This is a genomic window from Stappia sp., assembly GCF_048261845.1.
In the GTDB taxonomy this organism is placed as follows: Bacteria; Pseudomonadota; Alphaproteobacteria; order Rhizobiales; family Stappiaceae; genus Stappia.
In genome coordinates, this window is sequence record NZ_JBLXFR010000078.1 from 1 (window position 1) to 14059 (window position 14059).

Annotated in this window: 13 protein-coding genes; all 13 read left to right on the plus strand. The window is 69.4% G+C overall.

Annotation, left to right across the window (positions count from 1 at the left end; translation table 11 throughout):
- The first annotated feature begins 3 nt into the window (after positions 1–3).
- On the plus strand, positions 4–462 hold the full coding sequence (locus tag ACN0T5_RS19495; RefSeq protein ID WP_417770293.1) for an NlpC/P60 family protein: 459 nt from the start codon (positions 4–6) through the stop codon (positions 460–462).
- Positions 450–4373 (plus strand): baseplate multidomain protein megatron, encoded by a 3924-nt coding sequence (locus ACN0T5_RS19500; protein ID WP_417770281.1) that lies wholly within the window; start codon positions 450–452, stop codon positions 4371–4373. Before ACN0T5_RS19495 ends, ACN0T5_RS19500 begins: the two co-directional genes overlap by 13 nt.
- Positions 4374–4403: 30 nt before the next feature.
- On the plus strand, positions 4404–5123 hold the full coding sequence (locus ACN0T5_RS19505; protein WP_417770282.1) for a lysozyme: 720 nt from the start codon (positions 4404–4406) through the stop codon (positions 5121–5123).
- A 48-nt stretch (positions 5124–5171) separates the two neighbouring features.
- Complete coding sequence (locus tag ACN0T5_RS19510; protein WP_417770283.1) at positions 5172–5396, plus strand: hypothetical protein; 225 nt, start codon at positions 5172–5174, stop codon at positions 5394–5396.
- On the plus strand, positions 5393–5803 hold the full coding sequence (locus ACN0T5_RS19515) for a hypothetical protein (RefSeq protein WP_417770284.1): 411 nt from the start codon (positions 5393–5395) through the stop codon (positions 5801–5803). Before ACN0T5_RS19510 ends, ACN0T5_RS19515 begins: the two co-directional genes overlap by 4 nt.
- 39 nt (positions 5804–5842) lie before the next feature.
- Positions 5843–6202, plus strand: a complete 360-nt coding sequence (locus tag ACN0T5_RS19520) for a PepSY domain-containing protein (protein ID WP_417770285.1) — start codon at positions 5843–5845, stop codon at positions 6200–6202.
- A 51-nt stretch (positions 6203–6253) separates the two neighbouring features.
- Positions 6254–6919, plus strand: coding sequence for a response regulator transcription factor (locus ACN0T5_RS19525; RefSeq protein WP_417770286.1), 666 nt, complete (start codon positions 6254–6256; stop codon positions 6917–6919).
- Entirely contained in the window at positions 6912–8327 is a 1416-nt protein-coding gene (locus tag ACN0T5_RS19530) for a sensor histidine kinase (protein ID WP_417770287.1), read from the plus strand. The genes ACN0T5_RS19525 and ACN0T5_RS19530 overlap by 8 nt, the downstream gene beginning before the upstream one ends.
- Positions 8328–8654: 327 nt before the next feature.
- Complete coding sequence (locus ACN0T5_RS19535; RefSeq protein WP_417770288.1) at positions 8655–9107, plus strand: RT0821/Lpp0805 family surface protein; 453 nt, start codon at positions 8655–8657, stop codon at positions 9105–9107.
- A 175-nt stretch (positions 9108–9282) separates the two neighbouring features.
- Entirely contained in the window at positions 9283–10674 is a 1392-nt protein-coding gene (locus ACN0T5_RS19540; protein WP_417770289.1) for a hypothetical protein, read from the plus strand.
- 79 nt (positions 10675–10753) lie between these two features.
- A complete protein-coding gene (ccmI, locus tag ACN0T5_RS19545; RefSeq protein ID WP_417770290.1) occupies positions 10754–11896 on the plus strand; it encodes a c-type cytochrome biogenesis protein CcmI in 1143 nt (380 codons plus the stop codon).
- Positions 11897–11963: 67 nt separating this feature from the next.
- Complete coding sequence (gene ccmE, locus ACN0T5_RS19550; RefSeq protein WP_417770291.1) at positions 11964–12401, plus strand: cytochrome c maturation protein CcmE; 438 nt, start codon at positions 11964–11966, stop codon at positions 12399–12401.
- A gap of 76 nt (positions 12402–12477) precedes the next feature.
- Positions 12478–14059: heme lyase CcmF/NrfE family subunit (locus ACN0T5_RS19555; RefSeq protein WP_417770292.1), on the plus strand; the 1582-nt coding region annotated here is incomplete at its 3' end.

Below are 14059 nucleotides of genomic sequence, written 5' to 3' on the forward strand. Positions count from 1 at the left end.
CTCATGATCACACGCGACGACATCCTGCGCGAGGCGCGGGACTGGATCGGCACGCCCTATCGCCACCAGGCGAGCTGCAAGGGGGCGGGGGCGGATTGCCTTGGCCTCGTGCGCGGCGTCTGGCGCGCGCTCTACGGGCGCGAGCCGGAAATCCCGCCGCCCTATACCCGCGACTGGGCGGAAGCCGATCCGCACGAAAGTTTCCTCGCCGCCGCCCGTCGCCACATGCGCGAATGCGAGCCGGCCCGGGCGGGACCGGGAGACGTGCTCCTGTTTCGCTGGCGCGACGGCGCGCCGGTCAAGCATGCCGGCATCCTGTCCTGCGCGCCGCAATCCGGCGATGCCCGCGTCATCCACGCCTATGAGGGCATTACGGTGAGCGAGAGCCCGCTGGTGCCCGCCTGGCGCGGGCGCATCGCCGCCGCTTTCTCCTTTCCCGGAGTGAACCCATGGCAACCTTGATCCTTGCGGCGGCCGGCAAGGCCATCGGCGGCGCCCTGTTTGGCGGCACCGGCGCCCTGCTCGGGCAGGCAGCCGGCGCCATCGCCGGCTCCGTGCTCGACCAGCGGCTGTTCGGCTCAAGCCGCACGGTCGAGGGGCGAAGGCTCGACGATCTCGCCGTGCAGTCTTCGACCGAAGGGGCGCCGCTGCCGATGGTCCACGGCCGGGTGCGGCTGGCCGGCCAGCTGATCTGGGCAACGCGCTTCGAGGAAGAGGTCCGCGAGGAGAGAAGCGGCGGCAAGGGCGGCGGGGGAGGCAGCACGACGGTGCGCAGCTACCGCTACTTCGCGAGCTTCGCGGTGGCGCTCTGCCAGGGGCCGGTCTCGCATGTCGGCGCGGTCTGGGCCGACGGCAAGCCTTTGGACATGACCGGGATCACCTGGCGCGTCCACAAGGGCTCCGCCGATCAACCGGCGGATCCGTTGATCGCGGCCCTGCAGGACGAGACGCCGGCCTATCGCCACACGGCCTATGTGGTCTTCGAGCGGCTGTCGCTGGAGGCCTTTGGCGACCGGTTGCCGCAACTGACCTTCGAGGTGATCCGCGCCGCCGGGGAACTGGAGGGCCTTGTCCGCGCGGTGACGATCATCCCCGGCGCCGGCGAGTTCGTTTACGAGCCTGCGCCCGTCACCTGGAGCGTGCGGCCGGGCGTTTCGGAAAGCGCCAACCGGCAGGTGCTGCATGCGCCGAGCAACTGGGCAGCATCCATCGACGAATTGCAGGCGCTGTGCCCGGGGCTGGAACGCGTCGCGCTGGTGGTGGCCTGGTTCGGTGACGACTTGCGTGCCGGTCATTGCACGATCCGCCCCAAGGTGGAAACGCGCGGCCGCCAGACGCAAGGGGCGACCTGGGGCGTCTCCGGGCTGAACGGGGCGACCGCCGGGGAGGTGAGCCGCCATGAAGGGGTGCCGGCCTATGGCGGCACGCCGTCGGATGCGAGCGTCATCGCGGCAATCGCCGATCTCAAGGCACGGGGCCTTGAAGTGGCGCTCTATCCCTTCCTGCTGATGGATGTGCCGCCTGCAAACGGACTGCCCGACCCCTACGGAGGCGCCGAACAGGCAGCCCACCCCTGGCGCGGCCGGATCACCGGCGAGGTGGCTCCCGGCCTGCCCGGAACGAGCGAGGGGACGGAAGCGGCAGCAAGCGGGATCGCCGCCTTTGCCGGCAATGCCGCGCCGCTGCATTTCCTGCCGCAAGCCTCCGGGGTCGCCTATTTCGGGCCGAACGAATGGTCCTATCGCCGGTTCCTGCTGCATCACGCCAACCTGGCGGCGGCGGCCGGCGGGGTCGACACGTTTCTGGTCGGCTCGGAAATGCGCGGGCTGACGCGGCTGTCGGATGCGACAGGCCAGTATCCCTTCGTCGGGGTGCTGCGGGAACTGGCGGGCGAGGTGCGGGCGATCCTGCCGGGGGCGAAGATCACCTACGCGGCCGACTGGAGCGAATACGGCGCGCATCAGCCGGCACCGGGAGAACTGCGCTTTCCTCTCGACCCGCTATGGGCCGATCCGGCGATCGACGCGGTCGGCATCGATGCCTATTTTCCGCTCGCCGACCGGCGCGAGGACAACGACCCGGACGGCGAGACAGACCCGCATGCGCTCGGTCCGCTGGCGGCGTCGGTCGCCGGCGGCGAGGATTTCGACTGGTACTACGCGAGCGAGGCCGACCGGCGGGCGGGAGCGCGCACGCCGATCACCGACGGGGCCCACGGGAAACCCTGGGTCTACCGCGCCAAGGACATCGCCGGCTGGTGGGAAAACGCCCATGTCGAGCGCGTCGGGGGCGTCGAGGCCGGAACCGCGACGGACTGGATCCCGCGTTCCAAACCGGTCTGGCTGACCGAACTCGGCGTGCCGGCAATCACCTTCGGCGCCAACCAGCCGAATGTCTTTTACGATGCCAAGTCCTCGGAATCCTCCTGGCCGCGCTTTTCCGACGGAGGCCGCGACGACCTGGTCCAGCGCCGCGCGCTGGAAGCCGTCATCGGTTACTGGTCGGGCGCCCATCCCGCCGTCCTGCCCGGCTACAATCCGGTGTCGCCGCTTTATGGCGGGCCGATGGTCGACCCCGACCACATCCATCTGTGGGCCTGGGACGCGCGGCCCTATCCCGCCTTTCCCGCGCAGACCGACCTTTGGGCCGACGGCGGCAACTGGCGCGCCGGCCACTGGCTGAACGGCCGCCTCGGCGCAGTGTCGCTTGCCGGACTTGTCCGCAGGCTTGCCGCCGATTTCGGCCTGCCCGACGACGTTCTCGACTGCGACGGTCTGCCGGGCACGCTTGACGGCATCACTGTCTCCGGGCCGGTGCGGCTGCGCGACGTGCTGGCACCGCTCGTCGACGCACACGGAGCGGTTGCCGTCGACCGGGGGACGGCTCTGGCGCTGGTGCCGGCCTGGACGCCGCCGCGTGCGGATCTTGGTGCCGGGGCGGTCGTGGCGGGGAGAGACGGGCAGGCGGCGACCGGGTTGCAGCGGGCGCAGGAAGCGGAAATGCCGGTGGAGGTCAGGATCGCGGCGCGCGATCCGGTGCGCGAGCACCGGCGTTTCGTCGTTTCCTCGCGCCGCATCGCCGCCGAAACCGCTGGAAACGGCCGGCGGGTGGAAGAAATAGACCTTGCCGCGAGCCTCGACCCGGCGCTGGCCGCAAACCTTGCCGAGAAATTGCTGGTGCGGCGCTGGGCCGAACGCGAGGAGGTGCGCTTTGCCTTGCCACCGGGCAGTGTCGGGCTGGAGCCGGGCGATGTGACGCGGCTGGTGGCGGATCCGCTGAGCGGACAGGCGGCGACGCTGGAGGTGCGCATCGAGGCGGTGGAAGAGGGCGAGGCGCGCCGGATCGTGGCGCGGTCCGTGCGCCGTCCCCCGCCTGTGAGGGCGCGTGCGGTCGGCGGCGGGGCGCGGCCGCGCAGCATCACGGCGGTCGCCGGGCGCGCCGATGCGCTGATCCTCGACCTGCCGCCGATGCCGGGTGACGAGGGGCCGCAGCAACCTCGGATCGCCGCATTCGTCACCCCCTGGCCGGGCGCGGTGCAGGTCTACCGGGCCGGCGAGGGTGTGCCGCAAACGCTGCTTGCCCGCATCGAGAAGCCGGCCTTGATCGGCACGCTGGCCGAAGACCTGGCGCCGGGACCGGTCGCCATCTGGGACCGGGCGGGGCAGGTCGAAATCGAGGTGACCGGCGGCACGCTCTCGTCCGTTACCGAGGACGCCGTCCTGGCGGGGGCGAACGCCCTTGCCGTCCTGGCGCCCGACGGCGGCATCGAGATCGTCCAGTTCGCTCAGGCCCAGCTTGTCGGCCCGCGCCGCTACGCGCTGACCATGTTGCTGCGTGGCCAGCAGGGAACGGAGGCGGCTGCCGCGCGGGTAACGCCGGCCGGCAGTCGCGCCGTGCTGGTCGACGAGGCACTGACGCCCTTGCCGCTGACACTCGACGAGATCGGCCTTGCCTTCACCCATGCGCTGGTGCCGGCGGGCCAGCCGCTCGACAGCCCGGCACGGGCCGACATCGACCATGTGGCGCGCGCGCGGGGGCTCTTGCCGTTTTCTCCCGTGCACGCGCGGATGGAGAGAGTGCCGGGCGGCGAGGTGCGCTTTGTCTGGATCCGCCGCACGCGCATCGGCGGCGACGGCTGGCGCGAGGGGGACGTGCCCCTTGGCGAGGAACGCGAGGTGTATCTGGCCGAACTGCTCGATGGTAGCGGCGCGGCGCTTCTGGCCCGGGAAACGGAGGTGCCCGAGCTTGTGGTGACGGCGGGCGAAGAGCTTGCCGCCTTCGGCACGCCGCAGGAGGCGTTCCGGCTGCGCGTGCGCCAGATCTCCGCCGTTGTCGGTCCGGGCGCACCCGGGACCTTCGATCTCACCGCTTGACCCGCCACTTCCAGCCAGGAGGAGACACCCATGCGCATCAGCGACAGGGGACTTGCCTTCATCGCCCGGCACGAGGGTTTCGTCGCCAGGGCCTATCGCGATCCGGTCGGGGTGCTGACCATCGGCTACGGTTTCACCATGGGCAGCCGCGTTTTCGCAGCCTTCTGGCGTGACCGGCACGGACGGGCCCTGGCGCCCGGCGACCGGCTGGACCGGGGGGAGGCGGACGCGCTGCTGCGCCGGCTTGTCGACGGCGAATACGGCGCTGCCGTCACGCGGGAGCTGGGCGAGTTGCCGCAGCATCGCCACGACGCGGCCTGTTCGGTCGCATTCAATCTCGGGCCCCGGGCGCTCGGATGGCGCTGGGCTCGGGCGCTGAAGGCGGGGGACGTTGCCGGCGCGGCGAAAATCCTTGGCGCCAACTACAACACTGCCGGCGGCCGGCGACTTGCCGGCCTTGTCCGTCGTCGTCGCGAAGAGGCGGCATTGCTGCTTGCCGGCGACTATGGCGACGGCGGCGTGTCTCTTGCCTCCCGCCCGCCGGCGGCAAAGCCGCGTGCGTCCGCACGGCGCGGATTGTGGGCCTCGCTTGCCGGTGTGTTCGGCCTGGGTGCGGCGGGGGCAGCCCGGGGCGAAACCCTGTCGGCCTGGTGGATCGCCGGGGCGACCGTCGCGGCGCTCGTCATCGCCGGGACGCTTCTGCTCGTCCGCCGGTATTGGCGCCGCCGCACCCCAAACCGTGCCGGCTGAACGGCTCTGGTCACATCATCATCACACGGAAGCGGAAGGACATGTCGCATGCGCGGATGGAGAACATTTGCGGTAAACGCCCTGACGGCGGCCGGGGTCGCGGCGCTGGAAGCGCTCAGGTTCCTCGGCGAGGTCGACTGGGCGGCGGCGCTCGGGCCGCACCAGGCCTTGTGGATCGTCGTCGCCGTCAACCTCGCCAATATCGCGCTGCGCCACATCACCGGCGCGCCGGCCGGCTGGCGGCGCGCGCAGCGGCGGGAGTGGAGGGCATGAGCGCGCTTCTCGGGCTGCTGGCGGGCCCCTTGCTGACGGCGCTGGTCAGGGCCTTCGAGACGCGCGTCGCGGCGCGAACCGATGCGGCGCGGATATCGGCGGATCTGGCGGGGCAAGCGGTCCGCGGCGAGATAGAGGCCCGGGCTCACGCGCGTGCCGTGCTGGGCGCCGAGCAGGGGCACTTTCTGTCCGCCGCCCGGCTCGGACGGCTGCTCTTTGTCCTGCCGCTCGGCCTGTGGTGGAGTGCCGTGATCGCCGATTCGGTGTTCTCCTTCGACTGGGATGTCGCCGCCCTGCCGCCGCCGCTCGACGAATGGGCGGGCGGGATCCTCCTGTCGCTGTTCCTGGTCGACGGGGTGCAGGGCGCGGTGCGGGCAGCGCGCGCGGGGATGTCCGGCAAGGGGTGAGCGGGCGCGTAACCCCTCAGGTTCCTGCGTGAGACGTTCATGTGCTATTCAGGCGCAACGCGCTATGGATCGGGCATGGTCAGGCACACACCCATATTCACCGGCACGACGTCCGGTTTTCGACGCGGCGCACGGATCCTCGCGCTGGCGCTGGCGCTTGTCGTTCCGGCGACGGCAGCCTCGGCCCAGTGCCTCAGCCAGCAGGATGCGCGCGCCGCCGTGCAAAGCGGCGATGCGCGACCTTTCGGCAGCGTCGCGGGTGCCGTCAACGGTGAGATCCTGCGTGCCGAACTGTGTCGCGAAGGCGGACGACTGGTCTATGTGCTATCGGTTCTTCTTCCTGACCAACGATTGCAGGAGCGCATCATCGATGCCCGCTCCGGCCAGGTTCTCCGCTGAGGCCCGCCCGGCCTCCCCGCCAATTCCTGTCATCAAAGGACGACCGAACGCATGCGACTGCTCGTGGTGGAAGACGACAAGGACCTCAACCGGCAGCTCTGCGAGGCCCTTGGCGAGGCCGGCTATGTGGTCGACACCGCCCATGACGGCGAGGAAGGCCACTTTCTGGGCGATACCGAACCCTATGACGCGGTCGTGCTCGATCTCGGCCTGCCGGTGCTCGACGGATTGTCGGTTCTGGAGCGCTGGCGCCGCGACGGACGCCTGATGCCGGTGCTGATCCTCACCGCCCGGGACCGCTGGTCCGACAAGGTCGCCGGCATCGACGCCGGCGCCGACGACTATGTCGCCAAGCCCTTCCACATGGAGGAGGTGGTGGCGCGGCTGCGTGCCCTGCTGCGCCGCGCGGCGGGCCATGCCAGCAACGAGATTGCCGTCGGCCCGTTCCGTCTCGACATTCGCGCCGGCAAGGTGACGAAGGACGGATCGACGATCAAGCTGACCTCGCACGAGTTCCGCCTGATCTCCTACCTGATGCACCACAAGGGCCGGGTGGTCTCGCGCACCGAACTGATCGAGCATCTCTACGATCAGGATTTCGACCGCGATTCCAACACGATCGAGGTTTTCGTCGGACGCTTGCGCAAGAAGCTCGACAGCGACCTGATCGAGACCGTGCGCGGCCTCGGCTACCGCATCGGCGAGCCCGATGCCTGAAACCGCCGGGCCCGAGACCGAGGCGGCGCGAGACGCATCGCCGGCACCGGCTCCGCGCGGCAGCCAGCGTTCGATCGCGACGCGGCTCATCATGGTCGCCGCGCTATGGTCGCTGGTGGCGCTCCTCGTCACCGGCTTCGTCCTGGTCGCGCTCTACCGCGAGGCGAGCGAGCGCGAGTTCGACGCAAGGCTCGACGTTTATCTCAAGGCAATCATCGGCGAGATGGCGGCCGGCACGCCGAGTTCGCCCGCCGTACCGGGCAACCTGGGCGATCCGCGCTTCGACCTGCCGGCCTCCGGCTGGTACTGGATGGTGATGCAGGCCCATACCGGCGAGGTGCTGTTCTCCTCCCAGTCTCTGCTTGGCGATCGTCTTGAATTGCCGGAACCGGAACCCGGCGAAGTGCTGCAATCGGTGATCAGCGGGCCGCGTGCGTCCGAGCTGCGCGCCCTGCAGCGCACGATCATCTTCGGCGAGGCCGCCGCCTACCGGATCGCGGTTGCCGGCGACACCGCCGAACTGCGCGAACGCGAGAGCCATTTCGCCGGCCAGGTGGCGCTGACGCTGCTGGTGCTGGGGCTGGGGCTCGTCGGGGCGATTTTCCTGCAGGTGCGGGTCGGCCTCAGGCCGCTGGCGGCGCTGAGCGCCTCGCTTGCCGCCGTCCGGCGAGGCGACGCGCAGACCGTCGACGAGGACTTGCCGCCAGAGCTCCGGCCGCTGGCGGTCGAACTCAACGCACTGGTGCGTTCCAACCGCGAGGTGGTGGAACGCGCCCGCACGCATGTCGGCAACCTGGCGCATGCGCTGAAGACGCCGCTCAGCGTGATCGTCAACGAGGTGCGCGGCCAGGATGCTCCCTTTGCCGACAAGGTCGGCGAGCAGGCGGAGCTGATGCGCAACCAGGTCAATCACCACCTGGAGCGGGCACGCATGGCGGCACAGCGCCGCGTCATCGGCGTCTCATGCGATGTCGAACCGGTGCTGGCCCGCCTGATCCGGGCGATGGGCCGCATCCACCGCGACCGCGACCTCGACATCTCTCTCGAGATGCGCGCGCCGGTCCGTTTTCGCGGCGAGGAGCAGGACCTGGAGGAAATGGCCGGAAACCTGATCGACAATGCCTGCAAGTGGGCTTCGTCGAGGGTGCGCGTCACCGTCGCGCCGCAAGGGGAGGGAGCCGGAACGGAACGGGTCGTGGTGACCATCGAGGACGATGGCCCCGGGCTCGGCGCGCAGGAAAGGGCGGAGGCGCTGAAGCGTGGCCGCCGGCTCGACGAGACGGTGCCGGGAACCGGGCTCGGGTTGTCGATCGTGGTTGACCTGGCCGGCCTTTACGGAGGTGACCTTTCGCTCTCCAGGGCACAGGCGGGCGGGCTTGCCGCGCGGCTTGTCCTGCCGGCCCTGTGAGCACGGCCCCTATGCAAGTTGCAACGCAAAAAAATGGCCCGGGCGGCCGGGTCGCGGAACGCAGTTCGGCCACAAAGACATGTGTAACCTTGTCGAACATTCACTCGGGCAGACCCTTCCTCCCGGTTGGCGTTCCCAGCCCGATTGGTTAGATTCGATCCTGTTGACCCTCACGGAGCGGCAAGGCCGCGCCGGGGTATATGCGGCAGCGCCGCCCGGATCGGCGGAACTTTTTTGACGCGGTGGCGTTTCATGCGAACCGGGGCCGCGGATGCCGGACCCGAACATGGATACGGCAAAGGCAAGAGGCATGGGCGGGTGCGAGGAATGAAAGCCTTCAGGCTGGCGAGTGTGGTGGCGGCGGCGATGCTGGCAGGTGCCTGCGGCACCAGCAGCAATGTCGACAGCGGCCCGGTCGTGGTCGGCGGCAGCCTGCTCGGCAGCGCCTTCAGTGCGCCCGCCGTTCCGCAGTCCGAGGCCGATGTCGTGCTTGCCGACCTGATGCGCTCGGAAGCAGGCAAGGGCCTGTCGGTGGACGACCGGCGCGCCGCCGCGACCGCCTGGCGCGGGGCGCTGCGAACCAACCGCACCGGCGAGAGCGTCGAATGGCGGAACCGCAGCAACGGCACGCGCGGGCGCGTTGTCACCGGGCCGAACTACCAGGTCAACAACATCGTCTGCCGCGACTACACGCATGTCGTCGTCGTCGGCGAGACGGAGCGCTCGATGCGCGGGTCCGCCTGCCTTGCCGATGACGGTGGCTGGCAGCCGATCACCTGACGAACGGCACCGCGAGGAAGCGTTCCGCCTGACGCAGGGTCTGCAAGGCCCGGTTGCCGATCCTTGGCGTTTGTCTCAATCCGTTGCCAAGATTCAATTAATCCTTTTCTGCGATGATTCCGACTGTGTGTTTTCATCCCTTGTCGAGCGCGGACTGATGCCTGATCGGCACCATTTGACTGAGAAAATCCGCTCCTATCTGGATGCGCTGTCCCCGCGCGCGGTGCAGACCCTGCTGCGCGGGCTGGAAAGCGCGCGTGCGCGCGGTTCCGACGATCCCCATCTCGATCTCATTCTGGGCGCCTGCGTCAGCGCAGCCCGGCGCAGCTGCGGCGTCGTTCTCGATGCCGAGCCGCGCGAAAACTGGCTGCAAAGGCTGTTCTTCGCGCCGGTCGAGGACCTGCTTGTCAGCGAGATGTTGCCGGCCAAGGAACCCGGCCGCATCACCCGCGCCAGCCTGCCGCTGATCTGGACCTGGATCGCCCGCGATATCGCGCCCGACCGGGTCTCGGTCGCCACGGAACTGTCGCGCCGCCTCGAGACCGATCCGGACGAGGTGGTGGAGATGGCCGCGAGCCTGCGCCGCCATGTCCTGCAGCCGCTGCAGAAGGCTCTCGCGGAGGCCCGTGCGGACGACCGCTCGCATCAGAAGATCTGCATGCTGGTCGGCGGCGAACGGGCCCTGCGCGACCTCGAGGACGTCACCGCCGCCATCCTGGAGACGGGATGGCTCGACGCCTTGCGCGAAAGCCTGCCCGAACGGCTGACCGAATGGGACTTCAAGGCAGGCAGCCCGTCGCTGGTCCGGATCAAGGCCGTGACCGATCGGCATCCCGACCACAAGCATCTGGTCGGCGCGATCGTGCTGAGCCGTGTGGAGGCGCCTGAAGCGATGCTCTCGCTTGCCGCCGCCCTTGCAGGGTCAATGTCGATCCGCAAGATCGCCGCGAGCCCTTATGCGGTCTTTGCCGAGATGGCGTTGTCGGAGGTGGAGCGGTTTTCCGGCATTGCCTGCGGGAACTGTACCAACCGCGAGCTGTCTTCCGCGATCAACGCCTATTCCCGTCTGGTCAAGGTGCTCGACCGGCAGCTCGACCTGACCGAGAAGCCGGCCTGGCAAAAGCGTGTCGCGGAAACCCGCCGTGCCCTGTCCAGCCTCGTCACCCGCGAGCTGGAGGCGACGATGGGCAATATCCGCCGCGCCCTCACGGTGCCGAAGATCCGCTCCGACGGCGAGCCGGATGTCGACGTGCTGCTGCTCGATGAGGCCCATCGCGGCGTCATGCTTGTCAACAAGATGCGCGATGTGGCCGAAAGCCTTGCGGTCAACGAGATCACGGCCCGCACACGCCAGGCGCTCGACCAGTCGCTGGAGATCAAGACGCGGGCGCTCCTCCAGGCCCTGTCCGAATCCAAGGGCCCCCAGCGCAAGGCGCACCTGGTCGCCGTCGATGTGGCCATCGACCTGTGCGAGGACTTTTACGGCAAGGACTATGCCGACCAGCTGCGCCGAAGCCGCAAGGCCGCGCTGACGCCGAAGACCGAGACCAGGCAGGCCGCCTCCTGACCGGCGCGGCCGGCGCGACCCCCTGTCACAGGCGGCTTCCACTTGCGGAAACGGGCAAGGCGCGGTCTATATCCCCCTTATGACGATGTGGATTGCGTTCTCCCTTCTGACCGTGCTGGCCGCGCTTGCCGTTCTCGTGCCGCTGGCCCGTGCCGGGCGTGTGCAGGCGCGTGCGGGCGCCGCTCATGACGCGGAAGTCTACAAGGCGCAGCTCGGCGAGGTCGGGCGCGATCTCGACCGTGGCCTGATCTCCGAGGAGGCGGCGGTTGCCGCGCGCACGGAAATCGCCCGCCGGCTGATCGCCGCCGACCAGGCCGCGAACCAGGGCGAGACGGCGGAGCCGGGAAACGGCGGGCGGCTTAGGTTGCGCGTCGTCCGGATTCTGGCGATCTGCGTCATTCCGCTCGCCGCCATCGGTGCCTATCTCGCCTTCGGCTCCCCTGACATTCCCGACCAGCCGCTCGTCGCGCGCCTGCAGGCGCCGGCGCAGGACAGGTCGCTGCCCGAACTCGTCGCACGGGTCGAGCAACATCTGGCGAAGGATCCCGGCGACGGCCGCGGCTGGGACGTGCTGGCGCCGGTCTATATGCGGCTCGGCCGGCCCGGGGACGCTGCCGCGGCCTATGCGGCCGCGATCCGGCTGCTCGGCCCTGACGTTCGCCGGGAGACCGACCGGGGCGAAGCGCTGGTGGTCGCCAATAACGGGATCGTCAGCGCCGAGGCGCATGCCGCCTTCGAGCGGGCCGTGAAGCTCGATCCGGAGGCGGTCAAGCCGCGCTTCTTCCTGGCGCTGGCGCTGACCCAGGAGAACCTGCGCGAGGCGGCGGTGGCCGCCTGGCAGGATCTCCTGAAGGATGCCAGCGGCGGCGAGGCATGGGCCGAGGCGGTGCGCATGGAACTGGCGAAGCTGGGGGTCGAGGCACAAGTGCCCGAGAGCCCTCTCGCGGGACCCTCGAGCGAGGATGTGCAGGCTGCCGAGGGAATGGCGGCGGAGGATCGCGGGGCGATGATCCGCGCCATGGTCGACGGGCTCGACGCGCGGCTGGAGGCCGACGGCGGGTCGACCGGGGAATGGCTGCAACTGATGCGGGCGCTGGCCGTGCTTGGCGACACGGACCGTTTGCGCCAGGTCATTGCGCGCGCCGGCGAGGCGCTGAAGGATGATCCGGCTGCGGTGGCCAGGGTGAAAAGCCTTGCCCGGGAGCTGGGACAGGGATCGTGACACCGGCGAGGCCGGCGCCGTCAGGCGCGAAGGCGCCTGCGGGAAGCGGACGAAACGAGACAGCAAGATGACGCGCAAGCAACGACGCCTGACAATGATCGCCGCCGCCGGCACCGTGCTGGCCGTCGCGGTCGGCCTGATCCTTTTCGCGCTGAACGACCGGATCGTCTTCTTCCAGAGCCCGAGCGACATCGCGGCGAAGTCGGTTCCCGACGGTCAGCGGATCCGTCTTGGCGGTCTCGTGGCCGAGGGCAGCATCACGCGCGGCGAGAATGCCGAGGTGCGCTTTGCGGTCACGGATACGGTGGAGACCGTCAACGTCGTCTATGTCGGCCTGCTGCCGGACCTCTTCCGCGAGGGGCAGGGCGTCGTCACCGAGGGCGTGATGAAGCCGGACGGGGTGTTTTACGCCGACAACGTGCTTGCCAAGCACGACGAGAACTATATGCCCAAGGAAGTGGCCGATGCGCTCAAGGGCAAGGGCGTCTGGCAGGGCAAGGAATAACCGGCCGCCGCAGCGGTCCGGGCCGGAAAGAGGCCGTGCCCGAAAGGCGCGGCGGTGACGAGGGAGAGAACCGGCCATGATCATTGAGCTCGGGCATTTCGCGCTGATCCTTGCCTTCGTGCTTGCGCTGGTGCAGTGCGTCGTCCCGGTCTGGGGCGCGGTTGCCGGCGACCGGCGCCTGATGGCGGTGGCGCCGCCGGTGGCCGGCATGCAGTTCCTGCTGGTCGGGATCGCCTTCGCGGCCCTAAGTCATGCCTATGTGACATCGGATTTTTCGGTGCTCAACGTGGTCGAGAACTCCCATTCGGCCAAGCCCGACCTCTACAAGATCACCGGCGTGTGGGGGAACCACGAGGGCTCGCTGCTCCTGTGGGTGCTGATCCTGGCGCTGTTCGGAGCGCTGGTCGCTGCCTTCGGTCGCAACATCCCGGCCGACCTGAGGGCGGCGACGCTGGGTGTGCAGGGCTGGGTGACCGCCGCCTTCCTGCTGTTCATGCTGGCAACGTCCAACCCGTTCCTGCGCGTCGACCCGGCGCCGATGGAGGGCAACGACCTCAACCCGATCCTGCAGGATGTCGGCCTGGCCATCCATCCGCCGCTGCTTTACATCGGCTATGTCGGCTTCTCCATCGTCTTCTCCTTCGCCATCGCGGCGCTGTTGCTCGGCCGCGTCGATGCGGCCTGGGCGCGCTGGGTGCGGCCCTGGACGCTGCTGGCCTGGATGTTCCTGACGCTCGGCATCGCCATGGGCTCCTACTGGGCTTATTACGAGCTCGGCTGGGGCGGCTACTGGTTCTGGGACCCGGTCGAGAACGCCTCCTTCATGCCCTGGCTCGCCGGCACGGCGCTGCTCCATTCGGCCATCGTCATGGAAAAGCGCGGCGCGCTGAAAGTCTGGACGGTGCTGCTCGCCATCCTGACCTTCTCGCTGTCGCTGCTCGGCACCTTCCTGGTGCGTTCCGGCGTGCTGACCAGTGTCCACGCCTTCGCCACGGACCCGCTGCGCGGCACCTTCATCCTCGGCATTCTCGTCGCCTTCATCGGCGGATCGCTGGCGCTCTATGCCTGGCGTGCGCCGCTGCTCAAGCAGGGCGGCCTGTTCGCGCCCGTGAGCCGCGAGGGCGCGCTGGTGCTCAACAACCTGCTCCTGACGGTGGCTGCGGTCTCGGTGCTGGTCGGCACGCTCTATCCGCTGGCGCTGGAGGCGGTCACGGACGAGAAGATCTCCGTCGGCCCGCCCTTCTTCAACCTGACCTTCGGGCCCTTGATGGTGCCGCTGCTGATCGCGATGCCCTTCGGCCCGCTGCTCGCCTGGAAACGCGGCGATCTTGTCGCTGTCAGCCAGCGGCTCTACGCGGTGCTCGGCCTCGCGCTTGCCGCGACGCTGGTGACCGCCTGGGCGCAGGGCACCGAAAAGATCCTCGCCGCGCTCGGCGTCGGCCTTGCCGCCTGGGTGATCTGCGGCGCGGTGGCGGAAATCCTGTCGCGGGCCCGCTTCCGCGATGTCGGACTGTCGAACGGTCTTGCGCGCCTCTACGGCCTGCCGGGCTCCGCCTGGGGCACGGCGCTCGGCCATGCCGGCATCGGCATCACGCTGCTCGGCATCGTCGCCGTCTCGGCCTTCGAGGAGGAGAAGGTGCTCACCATCCGGCCGGGAG

What these genes read in the sequence shown, in the direction of transcription:
- ccmI (WP_417770290.1), top strand. Translation starts at nt 10,754, where the DNA reads ATGACGATGTGGATTGCGTTCTCCCTTCTGACCGTGCTGGCCGCGCTT.
- ACN0T5_RS19495 (WP_417770293.1), top strand. Translation starts at nt 4, where the DNA reads ATGATCACACGCGACGACATCCTGCGCGAGGCGCGGGACTGGATCGGC.
- ACN0T5_RS19515 (WP_417770284.1), top strand. Translation starts at nt 5,393, where the DNA reads ATGAGCGCGCTTCTCGGGCTGCTGGCGGGCCCCTTGCTGACGGCGCTG.
- ccmE (WP_417770291.1), top strand. Translation starts at nt 11,964, where the DNA reads ATGACGCGCAAGCAACGACGCCTGACAATGATCGCCGCCGCCGGCACC.
- ACN0T5_RS19530 (WP_417770287.1), top strand. Translation starts at nt 6,912, where the DNA reads ATGCCTGAAACCGCCGGGCCCGAGACCGAGGCGGCGCGAGACGCATCG.
- ACN0T5_RS19510 (WP_417770283.1), top strand. Translation starts at nt 5,172, where the DNA reads ATGCGCGGATGGAGAACATTTGCGGTAAACGCCCTGACGGCGGCCGGG.
- ACN0T5_RS19525 (WP_417770286.1), top strand. Translation starts at nt 6,254, where the DNA reads ATGCGACTGCTCGTGGTGGAAGACGACAAGGACCTCAACCGGCAGCTC.
- ACN0T5_RS19505 (WP_417770282.1), top strand. Translation starts at nt 4,404, where the DNA reads ATGCGCATCAGCGACAGGGGACTTGCCTTCATCGCCCGGCACGAGGGT.
- ACN0T5_RS19500 (WP_417770281.1), top strand. Translation starts at nt 450, where the DNA reads ATGGCAACCTTGATCCTTGCGGCGGCCGGCAAGGCCATCGGCGGCGCC.
- ACN0T5_RS19535 (WP_417770288.1), top strand. Translation starts at nt 8,655, where the DNA reads ATGAAAGCCTTCAGGCTGGCGAGTGTGGTGGCGGCGGCGATGCTGGCA.
- ACN0T5_RS19520 (WP_417770285.1), top strand. Translation starts at nt 5,843, where the DNA reads ATGTGCTATTCAGGCGCAACGCGCTATGGATCGGGCATGGTCAGGCAC.